Source organism: Embleya sp. L77 (genome assembly GCF_055557415.1).
The window spans coordinates 6639628-6660473 of sequence record NZ_CM145709.1 but is presented as its reverse complement, the minus strand read 5'-3'; the positions used below and the strand labels follow the sequence as shown (position 1 = coordinate 6660473).

At 72.1% G+C, this 20846-nt stretch carries 23 protein-coding genes; 12 read left to right on the top strand and 11 right to left on the bottom strand.

Going from position 1 to position 20846, the window contains the following annotated elements; genetic code table 11:
- Positions 1–41 precede the first annotated feature (41 nt).
- The gene (locus ACZOOI_RS28370; RefSeq protein ID WP_465281306.1) at positions 42–788 is read left to right on the top strand and encodes an ABC transporter permease; all 747 of its coding nucleotides are present in this window, start codon (positions 42–44) and stop codon (positions 786–788) included.
- Positions 789–907: 119 nt separating this feature from the next.
- Entirely contained in the window at positions 908–1309 is a 402-nt protein-coding gene (locus ACZOOI_RS28365; protein WP_465278492.1) for a VOC family protein, read from the top strand.
- A 25-nt stretch (positions 1310–1334) separates the two neighbouring features.
- Here ACZOOI_RS28365 and ACZOOI_RS28360 read toward each other — a convergent pair whose 3' ends face one another.
- From ACZOOI_RS28360 to ACZOOI_RS28340, 5 genes are all read right to left on the bottom strand, one after another.
- On the bottom strand, positions 1335–2126 hold the full coding sequence (locus tag ACZOOI_RS28360) for a glutamate racemase (protein WP_465278491.1): 792 nt from the start codon (positions 2124–2126) through the stop codon (positions 1335–1337).
- A gap of 214 nt (positions 2127–2340) precedes the next feature.
- A complete protein-coding gene (locus tag ACZOOI_RS28355; protein WP_465278490.1) occupies positions 2341–2577 on the bottom strand; it encodes a Sir2 family NAD-dependent protein deacetylase in 237 nt (78 codons plus the stop codon).
- Positions 2578–2623: 46 nt separating this feature from the next.
- Positions 2624–3004 (bottom strand): DUF4180 domain-containing protein, encoded by a 381-nt coding sequence (locus ACZOOI_RS28350; RefSeq protein ID WP_465278489.1) that lies wholly within the window; start codon positions 3002–3004, stop codon positions 2624–2626.
- Between the two features lie 235 nt (positions 3005–3239).
- Entirely contained in the window at positions 3240–5114 is a 1875-nt protein-coding gene (locus tag ACZOOI_RS28345; protein WP_465278488.1) for a vWA domain-containing protein, read from the bottom strand.
- Between the two features lie 12 nt (positions 5115–5126).
- On the bottom strand, positions 5127–6188 hold the full coding sequence (locus tag ACZOOI_RS28340) for an ATP-binding protein (RefSeq protein ID WP_465278487.1): 1062 nt from the start codon (positions 6186–6188) through the stop codon (positions 5127–5129).
- A 582-nt stretch (positions 6189–6770) separates the two neighbouring features.
- Between ACZOOI_RS28340 and ACZOOI_RS28335 the strand changes: the two genes are divergently transcribed.
- Both ACZOOI_RS28335 and ACZOOI_RS28330 read left to right on the top strand, forming a co-directional pair.
- The gene (locus tag ACZOOI_RS28335) at positions 6771–7376 is read left to right on the top strand and encodes a hypothetical protein (protein WP_465278486.1); all 606 of its coding nucleotides are present in this window, start codon (positions 6771–6773) and stop codon (positions 7374–7376) included.
- Positions 7363–7683 (top strand): transcriptional regulator, encoded by a 321-nt coding sequence (locus tag ACZOOI_RS28330; protein ID WP_465278485.1) that lies wholly within the window; start codon positions 7363–7365, stop codon positions 7681–7683. The genes ACZOOI_RS28335 and ACZOOI_RS28330 overlap by 14 nt, the downstream gene beginning before the upstream one ends.
- 171 nt (positions 7684–7854) lie before the next feature.
- Here ACZOOI_RS28330 and ACZOOI_RS28325 read toward each other — a convergent pair whose 3' ends face one another.
- The 4 genes from ACZOOI_RS28325 to ACZOOI_RS28310 form a co-directional block, all read right to left on the bottom strand.
- A complete protein-coding gene (locus ACZOOI_RS28325) occupies positions 7855–8457 on the bottom strand; it encodes a DJ-1/PfpI family protein (RefSeq protein WP_465278484.1) in 603 nt (200 codons plus the stop codon).
- Positions 8454–8687 (bottom strand): hypothetical protein, encoded by a 234-nt coding sequence (locus ACZOOI_RS28320; RefSeq protein WP_465278483.1) that lies wholly within the window; start codon positions 8685–8687, stop codon positions 8454–8456. The genes ACZOOI_RS28325 and ACZOOI_RS28320 overlap by 4 nt, the downstream gene beginning before the upstream one ends.
- A 148-nt stretch (positions 8688–8835) precedes the next feature.
- Positions 8836–9213 (bottom strand): DUF952 domain-containing protein, encoded by a 378-nt coding sequence (locus tag ACZOOI_RS28315; RefSeq protein WP_465278482.1) that lies wholly within the window; start codon positions 9211–9213, stop codon positions 8836–8838.
- A 71-nt stretch (positions 9214–9284) separates the two neighbouring features.
- Positions 9285–9713 carry a DUF4440 domain-containing protein gene (locus tag ACZOOI_RS28310; RefSeq protein WP_465278481.1) on the bottom strand — a complete coding sequence of 143 codons (429 nt, stop codon included), beginning with the start codon at positions 9711–9713 and terminating at the stop codon, positions 9285–9287.
- Positions 9714–10086: 373 nt separating this feature from the next.
- Here ACZOOI_RS28310 and ACZOOI_RS28305 point away from each other — a divergent pair, with 373 nt between their 5' ends.
- A complete protein-coding gene (locus tag ACZOOI_RS28305; protein WP_465278480.1) occupies positions 10087–10974 on the top strand; it encodes a methyltransferase domain-containing protein in 888 nt (295 codons plus the stop codon).
- 190 nt (positions 10975–11164) lie between these two features.
- Here ACZOOI_RS28305 and ACZOOI_RS28300 read toward each other — a convergent pair whose 3' ends face one another.
- Entirely contained in the window at positions 11165–12817 is a 1653-nt protein-coding gene (locus tag ACZOOI_RS28300) for an MFS transporter (protein ID WP_465278479.1), read from the bottom strand.
- Positions 12818–13045: 228 nt separating this feature from the next.
- Here ACZOOI_RS28300 and ACZOOI_RS28295 point away from each other — a divergent pair, with 228 nt between their 5' ends.
- The gene (locus ACZOOI_RS28295) at positions 13046–14083 is read left to right on the top strand and encodes a TetR/AcrR family transcriptional regulator C-terminal domain-containing protein (RefSeq protein WP_465278478.1); all 1038 of its coding nucleotides are present in this window, start codon (positions 13046–13048) and stop codon (positions 14081–14083) included.
- A gap of 37 nt (positions 14084–14120) precedes the next feature.
- Here the strand turns inward: ACZOOI_RS28295 and ACZOOI_RS28290 are convergent, their stop codons facing one another.
- Positions 14121–14549 carry a response regulator gene (locus ACZOOI_RS28290; protein WP_465278477.1) on the bottom strand — a complete coding sequence of 143 codons (429 nt, stop codon included), beginning with the start codon at positions 14547–14549 and terminating at the stop codon, positions 14121–14123.
- 221 nt (positions 14550–14770) lie between these two features.
- On the opposite strand from ACZOOI_RS28290, the gene ACZOOI_RS28285 reads away from it, so the two are divergent.
- The 6 genes from ACZOOI_RS28285 (at position 14771) to ACZOOI_RS28260 (ending at position 20843) form a co-directional block, all read left to right on the top strand.
- Entirely contained in the window at positions 14771–15376 is a 606-nt protein-coding gene (locus ACZOOI_RS28285) for a class I SAM-dependent methyltransferase (protein ID WP_465278476.1), read from the top strand.
- Between the two features lie 42 nt (positions 15377–15418).
- Entirely contained in the window at positions 15419–16195 is a 777-nt protein-coding gene (locus ACZOOI_RS28280; RefSeq protein ID WP_465278475.1) for an SGNH/GDSL hydrolase family protein, read from the top strand.
- 140 nt (positions 16196–16335) lie between these two features.
- Positions 16336–17181: a siderophore-interacting protein gene (locus ACZOOI_RS28275; protein ID WP_465278474.1), complete on the top strand. Its 846-nt coding sequence runs from the start codon at positions 16336–16338 to the stop codon at positions 17179–17181.
- Positions 17182–17368: 187 nt separating this feature from the next.
- Positions 17369–18820, top strand: coding sequence for a M1 family metallopeptidase (locus tag ACZOOI_RS28270; RefSeq protein ID WP_465278473.1), 1452 nt, complete (start codon positions 17369–17371; stop codon positions 18818–18820).
- Between the two features lie 179 nt (positions 18821–18999).
- On the top strand, positions 19000–20259 hold the full coding sequence (locus tag ACZOOI_RS28265) for an MFS transporter (RefSeq protein ID WP_465278472.1): 1260 nt from the start codon (positions 19000–19002) through the stop codon (positions 20257–20259).
- Positions 20260–20333: 74 nt separating this feature from the next.
- Positions 20334–20843: a TetR/AcrR family transcriptional regulator gene (locus tag ACZOOI_RS28260; protein ID WP_465281305.1), complete on the top strand. Its 510-nt coding sequence runs from the start codon at positions 20334–20336 to the stop codon at positions 20841–20843.
- The last annotated feature ends 3 nt before the right edge of the window (positions 20844–20846 follow it).

Genomic DNA, 20846 nt, shown 5'->3' with positions numbered 1-20846 from the left:
GCGTCGGAGCTCGGCGCGAGACGATCACCCATACCTGGTACATGACCGACCGTCAGTTCCGGGTCTTCGTCCGTCAGCCCGCCTACCTGGTGATCACCCTGATCCAGCCGGTGATCTGGCTCTTCCTCTTCGGCCAACTCTTCCGCGACATCGCCGACCTGCCCGGCTTCGGCACCGGGTCCTACCTCGACTACCTGGTCCCGGGCGTGGTGGTGATGAACGCGGTGTCCGCCAACATGTGGGCCGGCATGGGCATCCTGGAGGAGATCGAGCGCGGCACCCTCAACCGCTTCCTGGTCACCCCGCTCCGGCGCAGTGCGCTCGTCAACGCGAATGTGGTGGCCCAGGGCTGCTCGACCGCGTTCCAGTCGCTGGTGATGATCGGCCTGGGCCGGCTGGCCGGCGCGCACTATCCGGGCGGGTTCGCCGGGGTTGCGGTGCTGATCGTGGTGTCCTCGGTACTGGGCACGGTGTTCGGCGCCTTCTCCAATGCGGTGGGCATGGTGGCCCGCGAACGCGAGACCGTGATCGCGCTGAACACGTTCCTGCTGCTGCCGCTCACGTTCATGTCGTCGGCGTTCATGCCGCCGTCCCGGATGCCGGATTGGATGCGGGCGATCGCGCGCTTCAACCCCCTCGACTGGGCGTTGACGGCGACCCGTTCGGCCATGCGCGCCGACCCCGACTGGGCCCTGGTCGCCGGACGCGGCGCGGCCCTGGTCGCGTTGGCGGCGTTCGCTGTGTGGTTGTCGATGCGCACGTTCCGCGGGTACCGGAAGTCGGTGTAACGCACCGGTTGCACGCCCCGGCTCGGTCCGCGGGTGGTCGGCGAGCGGGTGGCGGCCGGCGGAGTCGGGGTCGGCACACGCCGTGGGGTGGCCGGCGGCCACCCGCTAATCTCACCCGCATGATCAGCGCCGACACGCACATACGCGTCGCCCGCCCCTCGCGCGACCTGGCCGCCGCCGAACGCTTCTACGTCGAGGGCCTGGGGCTGGAAGTCCTGTGGCGCACCACCGAGCGCGTCTCCGGCGAGTGGGACCTGGTCATGGTCGGCATCCCGGGCGGCAGTTGGCACTTCGAGTTGACCATCGACCCGGAGAACCCGCTGCCGCCCACGCCCACGGCCGAGGACCTGTTCGTGCTCTACCTCGGCGCCCCGATCGACCCCGCACTGATCGACCGGCTGGTCGCGGCCGGCGGCACCCGAACCACCGCGCACAACCCGTACTGGGACGAATACGGCGTCACCGTCGTCGACCCCGACGGCTATCAGCTGGTGCTGTGCACCCGGACCTGGAACGTGTAGCGCGGGTCGTCGGCTCCGCGTCGGCTCAGGCCGGCTGCGTGCGGGCGGGCGCCGGCCGACCACCGGCGGCGAGGGCGCGGCCGAGCGGATAGGCCAGCGCGTTCGGCGGCAGCGGGCCGGGACGTCCGCTCAGGGTGACCTCGATCGTGCCGGGCAGCGCGTCCTGGTTCTCGGTCAGGCCCAGCCGGCGCAGCGTCTGCCGGGCGACCGCCTCGGCGCTGTCGTACAGCTCCACTCCGGCGGGCAGCGCGGCGGCGATCCGGTCGGCGACGAGCGGGTAGTGCGTACAGCCCAGGACCACGCCGGCGCAGTGTGCGGGGGTACGCCGCGCGGCATCGGCGATGGCGGTCTCGACGGCCGCCTCATCGGCCCGGTCGATCGCCTCGGCCAGGCCGGGGCAGGCCACCCGCTCCACGGTGCGCCCGGCGGCGAACTCCTCGATCAGCCGGGCCTGGTACGCACTGGCAGTGGTGGCGACGGTGGCCCACACCGCGAACGGGGCGCCCGATCCGGCGGCGGGCTTGATCGCCGGCACGGTGCCCACCACCGGCACGGCGGGCTCGCAGCGTGCGCGCAGGGCGTCCAGGGCGGTCACGGTCGCGGTGTTGCACGGCACCACAATGCCCTCGGCGCCGCGCTCGGCGGCCAGGTCCGCGGCGGCCAGCACGCGTCCGGTGATCACCGCCTCGCCACGGTCGCCCCACGGCATGTGGTCAGGGTCCATACACAGCAGCAGGTCGAGGTCGGGCCGCAACCGTCGCAGCCACCCCGCCGTCGGCAACAGTCCCGTCCCGGAATCGATCAACGCCACAAGCATGCCGTCCAACCTAGTCGCCCCGACCCACGCACCCGACGAGGGGCGCGTTCGTGGGCGTGGTGCCCCCGACACGGCCCGCTCGGTGAACGAGCCGGCATCCGACCACCGGCCGTCGGCAAGGCGCACTCCCGGGCCCGCGTCCGCCCGATCCCGACCACCGAGGCCACCCGCCACCGGCACCCTCGTTCACCGGCGACGTTCTGCGTGACGACGTCTACCCGCACCCGGGCGAGCGCCTGGTGGGCGGCGCCGGGGCGGGCTGCGGACGGCGTCGGCCCGGCCAGGTCCCGCCACAGGCAGCTCGTGCGGAGGGGTCGGTGGTGTGCCGTTTGCGGTGGGTGTCCTGCTCGCGTTCGGGGTCGCGGGTCCAGACGCCGTGCGGGCCGCGGAAGTCGGGGATGCCGGATCCGGTGGAGACGCCCGCCCCGGTGAGCGCTACGAGTCGGCGCACGCCGTGAGTCAAGGAGCCGCGTCGTCGAGGCCGGGGCGGACCGTGTTCACGGGTTGGCGCCCTCCTCCGCGAGGCGGGCGGTGAAGGCGTCCAGGTCGGTCACGAACCACGCCTGCCTGCCCCGGTTGCACTCGCGGACGAAGTCGGTCAGCGCCTCGCTCGCGGTGGTGTGCTCGGTGACGTCGCCCAGGATGGCCACCCCCATCCGGTAGTTGGCGAACTTCTGCAACACCTCGCCGGCCACGCCGGTGCGCAGCCGGAAGAAGTCCGGGTCCAGACGCGCCGTCGGCAGTACGACCCAGCTCGCGCCCCGGTACCCCGCCTCGCCGATCAGATCGAGCGCGTCGCGTACCGAGCGGATCGGCGTGCCCTCCGCCGCGCAGATCCACACCGAGGTGTCGTGCAGGCTTTCCATGGTGTCGGGCATGTCGAGCAACGTCCTTCCGAACTCCGATACGGCGGTCCCGTCTCGCGGCGACCGGGCTCCGAGTCTGGTCGGCGGGTCGGCCCACCGCATCCGAAATTCCGGCCGGCGGGCCGCGGCTCGGCCGGGAGCACCGGGCCGCGGTCTCGGGGTATTCGGGGTACGCGCTCGCCTGCCGAGGCGAATCGTCGCCCGTGGAGGCCGAGTTCTCCGTCGCGTCCGGCTGCCGCCGCCCGCGTCACCGGACCCGGAACACCGGCCCGCGCGCCGTGAACGGCAGCCGGGCACCGGCCGGGACCAAAAAGGCGTGTTCGCGCCGCACCCGCAGCACATCGCACTGCCCGTCGGTGACCACCAGGATCGGGCCGTCCGCGGGGAAGTCCGCGGCGCCCTCCAGGAGCCGGATCCCCGGCTGCAACACCGTGCCGCCGCGTCCGCGCACCCGCACCCTGTGCGCGATGTCCTCGACCGGCAGATAACCCGCGTCGTAGGCGGCGGCGTCGCAGTACACCACGCGCGCGGCCGGCACGTCCCGCGCGGTGGCGTACGACGCGATCGCGCCCAGTGCCTTGCCCAGCAGCACCGGATCCATCGAACCGGAGGTGTCCAGGACCACGCCGAACGTACACAGCCGGTCGACGTCCGAGGGCCGGATCCGACCGGGCCGCGGGATGTCGGGCGTGGACGCCTGGCGCCGGCTCGCTCGGGTGTAGCTGCGTACCGGCTCGGGGCGCCGCACGTACTCGTCGAACCAGCGGGCCAGTCGTACGTCCCATGCGGGCGGCGGCTGTTCGAGCGTGCGGATCTCCTCGATCAGCCCGGCGGGCAGCAGCCCGCGGCCGGGATCGTGGTAGGCCAGCCCGGTGGCGAGCGCCCGCCGATAGAACGCGTCCAGGTCGACGAACGAACCACCGGGCCCACCTGCCCCCGGCAGCGTCCCCGACCGCTCCCGTCGGCTCGACCGCCGGGCCGCGGCGGCCGGTTCGGAGAGCCACTCGCCCAGCATGTCGCCGTGCTCGCGCGAGCCGGGGGTACGCAGCTTGCGGGCCCGGCGCAGGTCGGTGGTCAGCGTGTCGTACACCGACTCGGCGGACAGGCCGGCCAGGCGGGCGTCGTACAGCAGCCCGTCCGGCAACACCCCGACGCCCATCTCCACCAGCCACCCGTTGATCACGTAGTCGCAGGCCACGTTGAACAGGTGCGCGTCCCGGTGCTCGCGCCGGCGGTCGTGCCGCAGCGCGGCGTGCAACATCTCGTGGGCGAGGACGAAGCGCCATTCCTCGACGCTCAGGCCGGCGTGCGGGTTGACGTAGATCTCGCCGTGCTCGGCGTTGACGGCGGCGATGGTGATGTCCCAGGAACGGGCCAGTTCGGCGTCGGCGACGACGGTGAGGCCGGCTGCGAGGGCGCCCAGGAGGGGGTAGGAGGAGACGAACCAGGACAGCGCCCGGTCCCAAGGGCCGTCGGCGCGGGCGGTTCGCCGGTTGCTCTCGCCGGCCGCGGAGTCGAGCGAGCCGGCGACCATGCGGACGAGGCCGCGGGCCAGCAGGGCGGACCAGTCCGGCGGCGGCGCGGCGCTCGCGGAGGGCGGGCTGCGCCACATGCAGGGCGAGTCGCCGTTGACACCGATGCGGCGCAGCGCCGGGGGGACGCCGTCACGGCGCCAGCGGTCGGTGAGTTCGCGCTCGTCGCCGACGGGCAGTTCGGGCAGGTCGTCCAGGGGCGTGCCGATGCCCAGGCCGGCGGCGAAGTGGTGTACCGCGACGCAGCACGCGGTGCCGTACGCGGCGTCGATCTCGGCCGCCGGATCGCCCAGGCCGACCTCGGCGAGGTTGTCCGGATCCAGGTGCCCCATGGCCAGGTGCAGCAGCAGGTGGGTATAGGCGCGGGACCACGCGGCGGGCGGCACGTAGCGGTGCCGATCTACCACGAGGAGGCCGCGGTTGGTGACGTAGCCGAGCGCGCCGGGGGCCTGGTTGGCGTGGGCGTGTCTCGCCGATTCGCCGACGTGGTCCAGTGGCGGGACGCAGGCCAGCTTCCAACCGGCGTTCTGCGCCTTCAGGGCTCGTTGCGCCTGGTCGACCTCGGGTTTGCGGGCGCGGCGCGCGGACATCGGCCCGGCCGCTCAGCGCCGCGCGCCGACCAGGCGCGGCAGGTCGCGGGCGGTCTCGACGAGGAACCACGCGGGCAGCGGGGCGGCGCCGGTGTCGTCCTCGGCGATCACGAGTTGGGCCATCTCCAGCGAGATCTCGGCGAGTTCGACCAGGAGGGCCTTGGCGCGGAAGGCGAAGTCGCGCAGCGCGGGCGAGACGTGCCGACGGTCTGCGGGCAGGTCCTTGGCCAGCCGCGCACGGAAGCTCTCCACCAGGAAGAACAGCAGATCGCGGTCGGCGGGCGCGGCCGGCCAGCGGGCGTCCCCCTTGACGATGGCATCCAGGCCGTACGCGTTGCGCACGGTCTTGAGGAAGCCCAGGAACGCGGCGGCGTGGGTGGGGGTGAGCGTGCCGTGTGCCAGCAGCCGGACGTGCTCGTCGGTGACGTCCGAGCCGAAGGAGTACAGCCCGTCGGAGAGCATGTGCCACGCGCGCGGCGTGGAGAACGCCTCCTCGGTCTTGGGCGGCGCACTCCACAGGTGGTCCGGCCGGGCCCGCACATGGTCCAGGATCCACGGGTGGATGCCGTTCTCGGCGGCCCAGGTCAGCCAGTCGTCGACCGAGGCACGCAAATGTATGTGCACCAGGCGATTGATCAGCGCCGAGGACATCGGCCGAGCCAGCGCGTTGTCGCTCGCCCGGTTGCCCGCGCCGATCACCACGGAGCCGGCCGGCAGCGTGTAGGAGCCGATCCGGCGGTCCAGGATCAGCGAGTAGAACGCCTTCTGCACATCCGGCGACGCGGCGTTGAGTTCGTCGAGGAACAGGCAATACGGCTCGTCCCGGGCGATCTGCTCGGGCGGACAGAACCGACTGCGTCCGTCCACGATCTGCGGTACGCCGATCAGGTCCTCGGGAGCCAACTGGGTGCCGAGCAACGACACACACTCCAACCCGAGCGATCGGGCGAAATCCCGAACCAACGAGGACTTCCCGATCCCGGGCGCCCCCCATACGAAAACCGGCCGCACCAGCGCGGTATGCAACAAGACCTCGGGCAAGAGAGCGGGCGTAATCGTATGCGCGGCCTGCACGGCAACCTTTCCTGAAAGCACGGAAGTCCCGGCAGAACACCACCGCGAGAACAGCGGCAACCGCCCCCCGAATACTGCCCCCCAACCCCAAACCTGTCGCCCGATTTTCCCGCCCGGCGACGCCCCGGGACGACCGAATCAGGCCACGGGACGAATGCGCGGCGGACGTCTCGGCGGACCGGCCGGAGAAGTCCTCCTCGGTGACGGGTTCGACAGCACGGCCGCCGGATCCCGCAGAACTCGTCGCGGCTCGCGGGATCCCCCGGGCCGAGTCACTTCACGGGATCATTTGATCGAGAAATCTCACTCCGTGCCGTGCAATCCCACAACCGGATCGCCAAGGGTTCTCCGGATTCGCCCGCGCCCCCTCGGCGTCCCCCGTCGTACCTGCTCCGCCCGTACCGCCACTCACGCACACCCCCATCGCCCCGCGCCGCACCCTGCTCGCCGCCGCCCACGCCCGGCCCGTCCCCTCGCTCGGCCGCCCCGGACTCCCGCACCAAGTTTGTGCTGCAAACCTGTTTGCAGGCGCCTTCCCAACCCGTAGAGTCTGTGACACAAACCAGTTTGGGGAGGGTCACGATGGATCGTAAGAGCCTCGAATCGGCGGCGGCGGACTACTCGTACCTCAGAGGTCTGCTCTCGGTCCCGGCGGGCGTCCTGATCATCGTCGCCGGGCTGACGAACCTGAGGTGGGAGCCGCTGGACCATGCCTGGGTCACCTGGGCCGCCGGGGCACTGGTGGTCGTGGCCGGGGCGGTGTACCTGTGGGTGACCCGCTACTACGCCGAGAACTACGGTCGGATCACCCCGTCGGGCCGAGACCGCACCAGGGCCGCGATCGTCACCGCCGCGGGCGCGGCCCTGGTGGCCGGCGCGGTGACCCTGGACTGGCGGGTCGTCCTGCCGGTCAGCACCACCACCGCCGCGTTCGCGTCGGTGATGTACGTCTCCTACGCCGTCGGCATGCGGCCGAGGCCGCATCATGTGGCCATCTGGGGCACCGTCGGGGCGGCCGGTCTATTGCCGATCTGGGGGGATGTGGGGGCGACGGGCAAGATCAATGGAGGTCTTATGCTCGTCGGCGTGGCAACGATAGTGACGGGGGGCCTCGATCATGCGGCGCTCCAGCGCGCCTTTGGTCCCGCCCATGGTCCCGAACTCGGCGGCAACGATGGCGGCGCCTAGCGACGGGCCGATCCTCGATCGGCTGATCCACGAACCGGGCCGGCTGGCCATCATGACGGTGCTGTCCACCGTGGAGTCCGCCGACTTCGTGTTCCTGCAGCGCGCAACCGGACTGACCAAGGGCAACCTCTCCAGCCACCTGACCAGACTGGCCGAGGCCGAACTAATCACGATCGAGAAGCGGTTCGTACACCGGAAGCCCAACACGAACGTCGCGCTGACCGCGACCGGCCGGGAGCGCATCGGCCGACATTGGGACCGGTTGGACAGCCTGCGCAACTTCTCGGCGCAATCCCCCTCGGAGTAGCCCGACTTCGACGCGCACCCGGCCGTCACCCCCTACCCGAACGCCGCTCCACATCCCGACCCGACCCACCGCGCAGCATGGCATCGCATCGCATCGCATCCGGACCACGACCCGCTGCCGCCCCGCCCGTGACCCGCCCGACGTTCGGCGCGGTCCGGCCCGGCCCGGTGTTCAGGCCCCAGGGGCGTCCGCCAGGTACGGCGGGGCCGGCTCGTATTGGATGTAGCGGCGTACCGCGCGGGCGTGTTCGACCCCGTGCAGGCGTCCGACCAGCCACAGCGCCATGTCGATACCGGCGGACACGCCCTGGCTGGTGACCAGATTGCCGTCCACGACGTAGCGGGCGTCGCGGACCACGGTGATGTCGCCGCGTGCCGCGAGGGCGTCCTCGAACGTGTGATGGGTGGCCACCCGGCGCCCCCGCGCGGGGCCGGCCTCGTGCAGCAGCAGCGCCCCGGTACACACGCTCGTCACCCACGCGGCGTCCCTCGCGGTACGTGCGATCCACCCGATCAACGCCTCGTGGTCCACCTCGGTCCGAGTCCCGACGCCGCCCGGCACCAACAGCACGTCCAGGCGCGGATGGTCGGCGAAGGTGTGCTCGGGTATCAAGCGCAATCCCTTGGCACAGCGCACCGGTTCGGTGCCGGCCGCGATCGTGGTGACGGTGTCCGCGCCCTCGCGCAACATCGCGGACGCGGTGAACACCTCCCAGGGTCCGACCAGATCGAGTTCTTCGAGTCCATCGAACGCCAACAGCCCGTAGGTGGTCACAACGTCTCCCTCATCGATGCAGTGAATACAGACGACACGGATGGCGACGCGCTGTGCGAGTCCACCACCCCGGTCCGCCGCGCCGGCATCGAGCATCGACACCCGCCGGCGTTGGCGAACACCTCGTAGGGACCGACCGGATCCAACGACTGGAACCGGTCGAAGGCGGCGAAAACGACCTCGCGCTCTCTCACCCCTCCAGCGTCGCGCACGCCGATCGTGGCGTCCACGACACGCATCCCACGAATTACGCCATCGCCTCACCGCAGGCGGAGTCGTCACACCTGGTTACTCCGCGACGTCCCCCGCCATCCCGGCGCCATCTCCGTCCCCTCCGCCCGCATCCGTCTGCGGTCACGCAGGGTCACTCCAGCGCGGTCAGTGCCCGCGCGCCCGCAAGACCCGTCGGACCGCCTCGGCGACCGTGTCGCCGTCGGGCGTCGCGGGCAGTTCCAGCGGCTCGGCCCAGCGCACCGCGGCCGGCTCCACCGGGCCGTACACGTGCGGGAACAGGTCGCCGCCCCGCGAAGGTTCCCAGCGCAGCGTCGATCCCAGCGCACCCGGGTCCACCGCGACCAGGGTCAACGCATCACGGCCGGCGAAGTGGCGACGCGCCGTCTCGGCCACCTGCGTCTGCGTGGACAGGTGCACGTACCCGTCCACCAGGTCGATTCCGGCCCCTTCGAACACCCCGCGCCGCACCGCGGTCGCCCATTCGTCGGTGCCCACCAGCTTGTAGACGGTCTCGTCGCTCATCCCTCGACCCTAAGACAGGCACCACCGACCCGCCTTACCCCGCCGGGCCGCCGGATCCGTCCGGCCGGCCCTCAGGAGCGTTCGACCCACGTCTCGTGCAGATGCCGCCACCGCAGCCCGTGCCCCGCCGACGCATCCCGCTCGAACACCACCGTCGCGGCCCGCACATCGCCGCCGCCGTCCGCGCGCACCTGCACCTCGCGGTACGACGCCACCACCAACTCGCTCGCCGAGGCCACCACGCGCACGTCCTCGATGCCGATCCGCAAGCCCGGCAACACACCCCGTGCCCCGTCGACCATCGCAAGCACCTCGGGTCGGGACAGCGTGCCGCCGCCGGGCTCGACCAGGGTGAAGTCCGGTGCGTGCGCAAGCGCGAATCCGGCCGAATCTCCGCCGGCGCCGGTGAGCAGGCCCTCGATCAGCACATGCAGCCGGACGATCTCCGCCCGACACGCGACCGCATCGTCCTCCACAGCCCCCGCCTCCGTCACCGACATCCCACTCCCCTGTCGAACCTGTCGCCGTCGTACCAGTAGAACCCGTAGAACCCGTGGAACCGCCGGGCAGGACACCCGTCGCACCCTCGCCACCCGACACGCCGCACGCCGCACGCCGCACGCCGCACGCCGCACGCAAACGTATCCGTCCCGGTGGCCACACTCCCGTCCCGCCAGGCACCAACCCGCCTCGACACCGCGCCCGGTCCCGTTCGTCGCCAGCCCCCACACCCGCCTCCCGAGCCGCCCCGCATCGAACCCCCGCCATCGCCATGGATTACCGCGCCCATGCGCCGACGTTGTCCCCCGCAACGCACAAGATCGGACCCGGCCGCCCACCGCGATGAGCGCCCCGACCTCGGGAGACCCAGCGATGACCATCCACCCCAGCCCGGACGACCTGGATCCGGACGCCGTCGGCCGGCACCTCGACAGCGAGGCCGAGCTGCACGCCCCGTTCCTGGAGCAGGCCGCCGCGCGCCTGCGCGACCTCGCGCTGTACGGCGATCGCACGCTCGCCCGGGTGGACCGCATTCTCGACCTAAGCGGCGGCCCGGGCATCGCCTCCTGCCTGCTCGCCCGCTACTTCCCCAGCGCCGACGTGGTCACCGGCGCGCCCAGCCCGATCCTGCTGGCCCGAGCCGGCGCCCGAGCCCGGCGCGAGGGCCTGGGCCACCGGGTCCGCACTCACCGGGTCGACCTGCCCACCGACCTGGACGCGCTGGGCAGCGCCGACCTGATCTGGGCCGGCGACGTGGTGCACCACCTGGGCGACCAACAGGCCGCGCTGGACGCCCTGGCCCGGGTGTTGCGCCCCGGCGGGGTGATCGCGGTCGCCGAACGCGGCCTGGCCCCGCGTTTCCTGCCCCGCGACATCGGCATCGGCCGGCCCGGACTCCAGGCCAGGCTGGACGCCGCGCACGAGGACTGGTTCGCCGAATTGCGTGCGGCGCTGCCCGGTGCCCGCGCCCAGGTCGAGGACTGGCCGGCCATGCTGGCCCGCGCGGGCCTGGTCCCCACCGGTTCGCACTCGTTCCTGATCGACCTGCCGTCGCCGCTGGACGCCGCGCCGCGCGAACACCTGTACGCCGAACTGAAGCACCGCCGGGCCCTGTTGGCCGACCGCCTCGACGAGCAGGACCTGGCCACCGTGGACGCCCTGCTCGACACCGACGCCGACACCGGCATCCTGTGGCGCCCGGACGCCTTCTACCTCGCCGCCACCACGATCCACACCGCCCGCGCCTGCACCCGAAGGTGACCCACGCCGCCGCCCCACCGCCCACCCGAACCCCGGGCCCGCATCGACCCACGACCAACCCCACGACCCGGCCGACGCACGACGAACGACGCCCGACGAACGACCGACCACGGACACCCGAACGGGCGGCGTGGGCGGGGCTACGACCGGCACCGAGCCGATCGTGTCCCCGCCCCCGCCGCCCGCCCGTTCACCGCGCGTCAGACGTCTCCCCGACCGCAACCGCCGCCCGGCCGTCCACCCCGCCCGAAGCGCCACCCGAGCCCGCGCCCGCGCCCGACCCCGGACCGGCTCCCGAACCCACGTCCTCCACCGCAGCATCACCGTTCGCGACCGGCACACCCCGCAGGAACCGGGCGCAGTACGCCGCCGCGACCACCATCACCACCGCCGCCCCGATCGCCGCCGCGCTCATCCCGTCGCAGAACGCCTCCCGAGCCGAATGCACCAGCGCCCGTCCGGAGTCTTCCGGCAGGTGCGCCGCGACCGCCTGCGCGCCGCCGAGCGTCTCCCGGGCCGGGCCGCTCGGCGCGGTGTCCGTCATCGCGCGGTGGTAGACCGCATCGCCGATCGTGCCGAGCAGCGCCATGCCCAGCGCACCGCCCAGTTCGCTCCCCGACTCCAACACCGCGGAGGCGGACGCGGCACGATCGGGCGGTGCGACGCCCATCGCCATCTCGGTCACCTGGGTCATCACGGCGACCACGCCCGCCGCATAGACCGCCGACCCGCCGAGCAGCAGCCCCAACGAGGAGTCCGGCCGGGCTCCGGCCAGTACCGTGAAGCCGCCCGCGCCCAGCACGAACCCGCCGCACATCACCCACACCCGATCCATCCGCCGGGCCAGCACGGTGGCCACCGGAGTGGCCACCGCCACCGCTCCGGAGGGCACCAGACTCCACAGCGCGGCCCGCAACGGGCTCATCCCGAGCACCGATTGCAGATACTGCGTCGTGAAGATGGCGAAGCCGACGATCGCGAACATCGACAACACGTTGGCCACCACCGACCCGCCGAACGCCCGCATGCGCAGCAGTTCCAGGTCCAACAGCGGGTGCGCGGCGGTGAGTTGGCGACGCACGAACAGGGCGCCGACGATCAGCCCGAAGCCGATACTCAGCACCGGCAGGGTGGCCGCGCCGGACCGGGCGATCTCCTTGATCCCGTACACCACCGGCAGCAGCGTGCCCAGCGACAACACCGCGCCGATCAGGTCGAACGGCCCCTGGGCGAGGCCCCGATGGCGCGGCACGAACACCGGGACCAGGAACAGCAGGATCGCCATCGCCGGCACGTTGATCAGGAAGATCGAGCCCCACCAGAAGTGTTCGACGAGCAGGCCGGACAGGATCGGCCCGAGCGAGATGCCGCTGGTCATCACGGCGGTCCAGAGCGCGATCGCGGTTCCGCGCTGTTTGGGGTCGGCGAACATGGTGCGGATCAACGCGAGGGTGGACGGCATCAGCGCCGCGCCGCCCACGCCCAACAGCGCCCGGGCCGCGATCAACGTCTCCGCGTTGTGCGCGTACGCCGCCACCAGCGACGCACCGCCGAACAGCGCCGCGCCCACCAGCAGCAGGCGGCGCCGGCCGATCCGGTCGCCGAGCGCGCCCATCACGATCAGCAGGCCGGAGAGCACGAATCCGTACATGTCCAGGATCCACAACTGCTGCGTACCGGTGGGCTCCAACGCGCGGCCGATGAACGGCACCGCGAAGTAGAGCACCGACACGTCCATGCTCACCAGCAGCAGGGGCAGCAGCAGAACGGCCAGCCCGACCCACTCCCGCCGCCCCGCCAACGGCACCGACCCGGGCCGCTCGGATGTCTCGATGGTCGTCACTGGAACTCTCCCCCGCTGATGCACCTGTACGGCGTACGCCGCTCGACGCGTACAGAGTAAACACGGTCGACCGATCGATGCAACGGCGCTTCAACAGCGATGGATAAAGGCTTAACCAACTAGTGCACCGAACCAGTGCACTAGCCACCGAGGCGCTACGTGCCCTATAGTGCACCGAGCGCCGCCCTAGTGCGCCGCTCGATCGCCCCGACCGCCCCGGAGGCCCGGATGCCCCACCCCACGACACCGGCGACACCGGCAACGCCGACCGCCCCCGCCTCCCCGGCCACCCCCTCGGCCCGGATCGCCGCCGAACTGCGCCGCCGGATCGAGAGCGGCGAGTTGCGGCCCGGCGACCGGGTCCCCTCCACCCGGGCGATCACCGCCGAGTGGGGCGTGGCGATGGCCACCGCGACCAAGGTCCTGACCGCACTGCGCGAGGCCGGCCTGGTCCGTGCCGAACGCGGCATCGGCACCGTCGTCGCCGACCGCCCGGATCGCGCCGACCGCCCGGGCCGTCCGCGTCCGCGCGCCGCGCCCATCGCCGTACCGCCCGTGCACCCCCCGCGCACCGACGCCGAACTCACCCGCGAGCGCGTCGTATCGGCGGCCGTGGCGATCGCCGACGAACGCGGCCTGGCCGCGGTGTCGATGCGCCAGATCGCCGCCGAACTGGGCGTGGCCGCGATGAGCCTGTACCGGCACGTGCCCGGCAAGGAGGACCTGCTCGCGGCGATGGCCGACAGTGTGTTCGCCGAACAGCCCGTCCCGTCCCACGAGCGGGTGGGCTGGCGGGCCCGGCTGGAGACCTCGGCCCGGTTGCAATGGGGGATGTACCGCAGGCATCCGTGGCTGGCCCAGGTCATGTCGATGACCCGCCCGCTGCCGACCGTGCGCGGCATGGCGCATGTGGAGTGGGCGATGGCCGAGTTCGCCGGGCTACCGCCGAGGACGATGATGCACATCGCGGTGACGATGTTGAACTACGTACGCGGTACCGCCGTCAACATCGCGGCCGAATTCGAGGCCGAGCGTGCCACCGGCATCTCCAGCGAGGAGTGGATGCAGGCGCAGGACGAGACGATGGACCTGATCCTGCGCAGCGGCAACTTCCCGATGTACGCCGCCGCGCTGAACGAGCCGGGGCTGGAGTTGGATCTCGATTCGCTGTTCGGCTTCGGGCTCGATCGCCTGCTGGACGGCATCGCCCTGCTGGTGCCCCCAACCGAGCGGGCCCCGACCGAGCGAGCGGCCCCGACCGGGTGAGCGAGCCGCGCCCGGACGGCGGGACGTCGACCACCGCTCACCCGCGCGGCAGGGTCACCAATCCCAGGAAGAACTCGTCGATGCCGCGCACCGCCGCCAGGAACGACTCCAACTCCACCGGCTTGGTCACGAACGCGTTGGCGTGCAGGTCGTAGCTGCGCCGTACGTCGTCGGGCGCGGCCGACGTGGTCAGCACCACCACCGGGATCGTCCGCCACCGCTCGTCGGCCTTCATCGCCGACAACAACTCGCGGCCGTCCATCCGAGGCATGTTCAGGTCCAGGATCACCAGGTCCGGCCGTGGGTGGGTGCGCAGCCACTCCAGGGCCTCCATGCCGTCCGCGGCCCGGCACAACGTGTGCCCCCCGTCCCGATCGAGCAGCGCCTCCTCGATCATCAACGCGTCGCCCGGGTCGTCCTCCACCAGCAACACCGTCAGCATCCCGGTCGTCGTGGTCCGGCTCATCGCACTCACCCTCGGTCACGGCCCCGACCGACCCGCGCCCCGGACCGGCATCACTCGGCGAATTCGGCGCGCTCTCACCACCGACCCACGCCCGAAGGCTAACGCCTCCCCCGCGTCGCACAGGAGCGCGCACCGAACCCACCGCCACATTCCTTGACGCCGCCCACGACATGGCCCATCGTGGTGCGCCGGCCACACACGGCAACCAGGGGGAGTACGCCATGCGGATGAACACGGTCGAGAAAATCGTCGTCGCCAGCCCCCTCCGCCGGGCCCCGCAGATCTGGTACGAGACGCCGTTGCTGCTGCGCCTGGGCGGCCGGCTCGACCCCGGTGCACACGCCCTGGAGATCGGCTGCGGCACCGGCCGGGGCATCGAGCTGATCCTGAACCGGTTCGGCGCGGCCCGGGTGGACGGCATCGACCTGGACTCCGCATCGCTCGCCAGGGCCCGGCGGCGCTGGCACGGCAACAGCCGGGTGGCGCTGGTCGAGTGTTCGGCCACCGACCTGCGGGCCGGCATCGGCGCGGCGGATGCGAGCTACGACGCGGTCTTCGACTTCGCGATCGTGCACCACATCACCGACTGGCGGGCGTGCCTGGCCGAGGTCGGGCGGGTGTTGCGCCCCGGCGGTCGGTTCTACTTCTCCGAGATGACCGCTCGCGCGCTGGCCCGGCCCAGCCTCGCGTTCCTGTTCGACCACCCCACCGAAGACCGGTTCGACGACCGGGACTTCCTCGACGAACTCCCCCGGCACGGGCTCGACGTGATCGGCAGCAAGTCCCTGCTCGGCGACTACTTCTTCGGCGTGGCCCGCCGCCGCTGAGTGGCCGACCCACCGCCGACGGCGAGCTAGGCTTTTCCGGCCATGCACACACCACACCCCACCTTCACGAGTTTCGTCGCGGTCGGTGACTCCTTCACCGAGGGCATGTCCGATCTCGCCGCCGACGGCAGCTACCGCGGCTGGGCCGATCTGCTCGCGGACCGCCTGTCCCTGGACACGCCGACCCTGCGCTACGCCAATCTCGCCGTGCGCGGGAAGTTGATCCGGCAGATCGCCGACGAACAGGTCGACACCGCCGTCGCGCTCGACGGCGACCTGATCACCCTGGCCGGCGGCCTGAACGACGTGCTGCGTCCGCGCTGCGATGTCGGCGCGGTATGCGCGGTGTTCGAACAGGCCGCCGCCAAGCTCGCCGCCGGCGGCGCGCATCTGGTGCTGTTCCGCAGCACCGACCCCACCCGCCGACTGCGCTCCTCGGCCCGACTGATGCCCCGGATCGAGCAGTTGGTCGCCTTCGTGGACGCCGTCGCCGCGCGGCACGACGCCACCGTCGTCGACCTGTTCACCGCCCGCGTGTTCGACGACCCCCGGATGTGGGCCGACGACCGTCTGCATCTGTCCACCGAGGGCCACCGCCGGGTCGCCGAGGCCACCGCACAGGCCCTGGGCCTGCCCGCCGAGTACGACTGGCGCGCGCCGCTGCCCGCCGCCGCGCCGCAGGTCTGGACGGATCGCCGACGCGCCGACGTGCGCTGGGCCAGGACCCATCTGGGCCCGTGGCTCGCCCGCCGGGCCACCGGTCGTTCCTCCGGCGACGGCCGACCGCCCAAGCGCGCCGACCTCACCCCGTGGCGCTGAACGCGTGCCGGCCGGGCACACCAGGCACAAGAGATGCACCCCGGGGGAACCGCCGACGCCTCGCACAGGTTAGGTTTACCTAACTGGCACGGCAGCAGTCGCACGGCACCAGTCGCACAGTGCAGGTGAGGAGAACCTCCATGGCGGAACGCCCGGTACGCAAGACCCGCAAACTGATCGAACTCCAGGTGCGCAGCAGCGAGCGGGTCGGCCCGCATCTCGTCCGGATCGTCGCCGGCGGCGACGGATACCGACACTTCACCGACAACGGCTACACCGACGCCTACGTCAAGGTGCTCTTCCCGGTGCCCGGGGTGACCTACCCCGAGCCGTTCGACATGGAGGTCATCCGTGCCGAACTCCCGCGCGAGGACTGGCCGCGCACCCGTACCTACACGGTGCGCGCGAACAACCCGAACACCGGTGAACTGACCATCGACTTCGTCCACCACGGCGACGAGGGCCTGGCCGGCCCGTGGGCGGCGAACGCCCGCCCCGGCGACACGCTGCGCCTGCTCGGCCCCGGCGGCGCCTACGCGCCCGACCCCGAGGCGGACTGGCACCTGTTCATCGGCGACGAGAGCGCGTACCCCGCGATCAGCGCCTCGCTGGAGCGGCTCCCCGCCGCGGCCAAGGCGATCGCGCTCCTGGAGGTGGGCACCGCCGCCGAGGCCCCGACCGGCACGCCGCCGGCCACCCACCCCGAGCTGGATCTCGACCTCACCTGGATCACCCGCGACGCGGGCCCCGGTCTGCTCGAAGCGCTGCGCACGCTCGACTTCCCCTCCGGTCGGGTGCACGCGTTCGTGCACGGCGAGGCCGGCGTGGTCAAGGAGCTGCGCCGACACCTGGTCGACGAGCGCGGGGTCGACCGCGCCGACATCTCCTTCTCCGGCTACTGGCGCAAGGGCCGCGACGAGGACGGCTTCCAGGCGGACAAGGCCGCCGAGAAGGCCGCGGAACGCGCCGCCGAACAGCGCGCCTGACCCACGCCCGACGGTCGGCGGCCCGGGATCCGGCAACGGTCCCGGGCCGCCTGGCGGAGTGCCCGCGACCGTTCACCCCTCCGGCTGCCGACAATTGCGGCAAACCCCCGGAATGGTCCACGCCACCCGGGTGAAAGCGTGCGTCGGGCACTACCGCGAGCGACGAAGCCGGCACAGGGTGGGGCGCATGAGACGTCCACCACACGCCCTCCTCGCCATCGCGACCGCCCTGACCCTGACCGCGGCCGGCGCAGCCGGCGCGCACGCGAGCGACGCCCGGCCCGCTCCCGGCGCACCCGGCATCGGCGACCCGCTGCTGCCGCTGAGCGGCAACGGCGGTTACCGCGCCGACCATTACACGTTGGACTTCGACTGGCAGGCGCCCGGCACGGCGTTCCCGGCGACCACCACCATGCAGGCCACCGCCACCCAGGCGCTGTCCCGGTTCGACCTGGACTTCGCGGGCAACACACTCGGCCGCGTCACGGTCGACGGGAAGCCGGCGACCGCCACCCGCGAGGGTGACGAGCTGGTGATCACCCCGGCTCGGCCGCTGCGCAAGGGGCGCTCGTTCACGGTGCGGGTCGAGTACACCGCCGATCCCACCCAGCAGCGGCACCGCGACGACGCCATCGAGACGTTCGGCTGGATCCCCACACCCGACGGCACGGTGATCTACCCGCAGCCCGACGGCGCCAAGATGATCTTCCCGAGCAACGACCATCCCAGCCTGCGCACCCGAACGACGGTCAACATCACCGCCGCCGACGACCTGGTCGCACTGTCCAACGGCACCCTCACCCACAAGCGTCGGGCCGCACCGGGCCGCACCCGCTGGACCTACGACAGCCGGCAGCCCGTGGCCGGCCAGCTCTTCCAGCTGGCCGTCGGCAAGTACACGCTGATCGACGGCGGGGCCGCCGACGGCACCCGGCTGCGCGACGCGGTCCCGCCGGACCTGGTCGACCGGGTCGAGCAGTACCGCTCGCTGACGCCCCGTCACCTGGCCTGGGTGGAGAGCAGGCTCGGTCCCTATCCGTTCGACAGCTACGGGCTGCTCGTGGCGGACACCGACCTCGGCGTCGCGCTGGAGACCCAGTCGTTGTCCCTGATCCCGAAGGCCGACCTGCTCGGCGACAGGATCAATGCCGAACGCAACATGGTGCACGAACTCGTCCACCAGTGGACCGGCGACAGCGTGGCCATGGAGCGCTGGTCCGACCTGTGGCTGAGCGAGGGGCACGCCCGCTACTACGAGCGGGTCTACAGCGAGGAGAACGGTGGCGCCAACATGGAGGCGCTGATGCGCGAGGCCTACCGGCAGCACGACATCTGGCGCCGTGACACCGGCGCGCCGGCCGAGCCCACCGAGCCCAATCTGTTCAAGCGCATGCGCTACGACGGCTCGGCGCTGGTCTTCTACGCGCTGCGTGCCGAGGTCGGCGCGGACACCTTCGCCCGGATCGAACGCGCCTGGACCACCCGCTACCGAGGCCGCACCGCGGGCACGGCCGACTACATCGAACTCGCGTCCGAGGTCGCCCACCGCGACCTGGCCCCGTTCCTGAACCCGTGGGTGTACGGCGCCCACACGCCGCCGATGCCCGGTCACCCCGACTGGACCGTCGACCCGGCCTGACCCCGACCCGATCCGCTGAGGCGGCGGTCGGCGACGGGCCGGCCGCCGCGTCGGCATGTCGGGCCACATGCGGCGTCGAGCGGAACGGGTCGGGGGCAAAGCGGCTTGGCGTGCCGCACGTCCCGTGATAGAAACTGGAACGAACGTCCCACTTTATGTTTCTATCGACGGGAACTCCCGTGCGCAACCCCTACCGAGACATCTTCACCGCGCCCGGCGCCAAGGGATTCTCGGCGGCCGGCTTCATCGCCCGCATGCCCATCTCGATGACCGGCATCGGCATCGTCACCATGCTCTCCGAACTGCGCGGCGAGTACGGCCTCGCCGGCGCCGTGGCCGCCACGTTCGCGCTGGCCACCGCACTGATCGCACCGCAGATCTCCCGCCTCGTGGACCGCTACGGCCAGAGCCGGGTGCTCGTCCCGGCCACCGCCGTCAGCGTCCTGGCGATGGGCGTGCTGCTGCTCTGCGCCCGCTACGAAGCCCCGGACTGGACCCTGTTCGCGTGCGCGGTGCCCGCCGGCTGCATGCCCAGCATGGGCGCCATGGTCCGCTCCCGCTGGCTGGTCCTGTATCGGGGTTCGCCGCACCTGCACACCGCGTTCTCGTTCGAGTCCGTGGTGGACGAACTGTGCTTCATCCTCGGCCCGATCATCGCCGTGCAGCTCTCGGTCGCGGCGTTCCCCGAGGCCGGCCCGCTGGCCGCGATCGTCTTCTTCACCATCGGCGTGCTGCTGTTCACCGTGCAGCGCGGCACCGAGCCCCCGCCGCACCCGCGCGTCGCCGGCAAGACCACGTCGGTGATGCGCATCCGGGGCCTCCAGGTGCTCGTGGTCACCCTGGTCGCGATCGGCGCGATCTTCGGCACCGTGGACGTGGTCACCATCGCGTTCGCCGAGGAGCACGGCCAACGCGGCTCCGCGAGCTTCGTGCTGGCCACCTACGCGGCCGGCTCCTGCCTGGCCGGGATCGCCTTCGGCGCCTTCAAGTTCGCCGCCCCGCTGCCCCGGATGTTGCTGATCAGCGTCGGCTGCACCGCCGTCACCATCCTGCCGCTGCTGCTGGTCGGCAGCCTGCCCGCGCTCGCGGCCGCCGTGTTCGTCGCGGGCATGTCGATCTCGCCGACCATGATCGTGACCGTCAGCCTGGTCGAGCGCCTGGTCCCGCCCACCCGACTGACCGAGGGGATGACCTGGACCACCACCGGGATCGGCATCGGCGTCGCGGCCGGCTCCTCGCTGTCCGGCATGGTGGTCGACCACTTCGGGGCTCGGGCGGGCTTCGGCGTCGCCGCCGGCGCGGCCCTGCTCGCCGCGTCCGCGGCCCTCGGTGGATACCGTGTGCTGCGCCGCACCGCCCCGCGCGCGAGCGGGACCACCGTCGCGCACAGCGGCTCGTTGCCCAGTGCCACCCTCATACGAGAAGGTGAATCCCACTGATCGAGGAAGCCGTCGACGGCCGCCGAGCCAAGGGCGAACGCCGCCGTCGGGCGCTGATCGAGGCCACCTTGCGCGTGGTCGAGCGCGACGGTGCGGCCGGGGTCAGCCATCGCACCGTCTCGCGTGAGGCGGGCCTGCCGACCAGCGCCTCCACGTACTACTTCGCCGGGGTCGACGACCTGCTCACCGCGGCACTCACGTCGTGCATGACCGCGGACGCGATCCACGTGCGCTCGATCGCCGTCGCCCCCGGCGACACCCGGCGCGCGCTGGCCGAACACCTGAACCACATCTGCACCTCGCCCGGCCTGCTGGTCGCCGAGTACGAGCTGTTCCTGCTCGCCGCCCGGCGACCGGAGCTGCGCGAGTCCACCGATCACTGGATGGCCGCGGTCACCGACTTCGCGCTGCGCTTCACCACCGACCCGGTCCGGGTCCGGGTCTTCGTCGGCGCCCTGGACGGCCTGCTCATCCAGGCCCTGCTCACCGACGCGCCGCCGAGCACCGACGAGTGGGAGGCGATGATCCGCGACCTGCTGCCCGGCCCGTGCCTGGCACCATCGCCGCCGGAGCACACCGGGTAGGCG

Bases quoted from the DNA above. Each gene is read 5' to 3' on its own strand.
- ACZOOI_RS28310 (WP_465278481.1), bottom strand. From the start codon at position 9,713: ATGTCGGTGACGGAGGCGGGGGCTGTGGAGGACGATGCGGTCGCGTGT.
- ACZOOI_RS28350 (WP_465278489.1), bottom strand. From the start codon at position 3,004: ATGCCCGACACCATGGAAAGCCTGCACGACACCTCGGTGTGGATCTGC.
- ACZOOI_RS28280 (WP_465278475.1), top strand. From the start codon at position 15,419: ATGCACACACCACACCCCACCTTCACGAGTTTCGTCGCGGTCGGTGAC.
- ACZOOI_RS28360 (WP_465278491.1), bottom strand. From the start codon at position 2,126: ATGCTTGTGGCGTTGATCGATTCCGGGACGGGACTGTTGCCGACGGCG.
- ACZOOI_RS28285 (WP_465278476.1), top strand. From the start codon at position 14,771: ATGCGGATGAACACGGTCGAGAAAATCGTCGTCGCCAGCCCCCTCCGC.
- ACZOOI_RS28335 (WP_465278486.1), top strand. From the start codon at position 6,771: ATGGATCGTAAGAGCCTCGAATCGGCGGCGGCGGACTACTCGTACCTC.
- ACZOOI_RS28295 (WP_465278478.1), top strand. From the start codon at position 13,046: ATGCCCCACCCCACGACACCGGCGACACCGGCAACGCCGACCGCCCCC.
- ACZOOI_RS28270 (WP_465278473.1), top strand. From the start codon at position 17,369: ATGAGACGTCCACCACACGCCCTCCTCGCCATCGCGACCGCCCTGACC.
- ACZOOI_RS28370 (WP_465281306.1), top strand. From the start codon at position 42: ATGACCGACCGTCAGTTCCGGGTCTTCGTCCGTCAGCCCGCCTACCTG.
- ACZOOI_RS28330 (WP_465278485.1), top strand. From the start codon at position 7,363: ATGGCGGCGCCTAGCGACGGGCCGATCCTCGATCGGCTGATCCACGAA.
- ACZOOI_RS28290 (WP_465278477.1), bottom strand. From the start codon at position 14,549: ATGAGCCGGACCACGACGACCGGGATGCTGACGGTGTTGCTGGTGGAG.
- ACZOOI_RS28275 (WP_465278474.1), top strand. From the start codon at position 16,336: ATGGCGGAACGCCCGGTACGCAAGACCCGCAAACTGATCGAACTCCAG.
- ACZOOI_RS28365 (WP_465278492.1), top strand. From the start codon at position 908: ATGATCAGCGCCGACACGCACATACGCGTCGCCCGCCCCTCGCGCGAC.
- ACZOOI_RS28305 (WP_465278480.1), top strand. From the start codon at position 10,087: ATGACCATCCACCCCAGCCCGGACGACCTGGATCCGGACGCCGTCGGC.
- ACZOOI_RS28345 (WP_465278488.1), bottom strand. From the start codon at position 5,114: ATGTCCGCGCGCCGCGCCCGCAAACCCGAGGTCGACCAGGCGCAACGA.
- ACZOOI_RS28315 (WP_465278482.1), bottom strand. From the start codon at position 9,213: ATGAGCGACGAGACCGTCTACAAGCTGGTGGGCACCGACGAATGGGCG.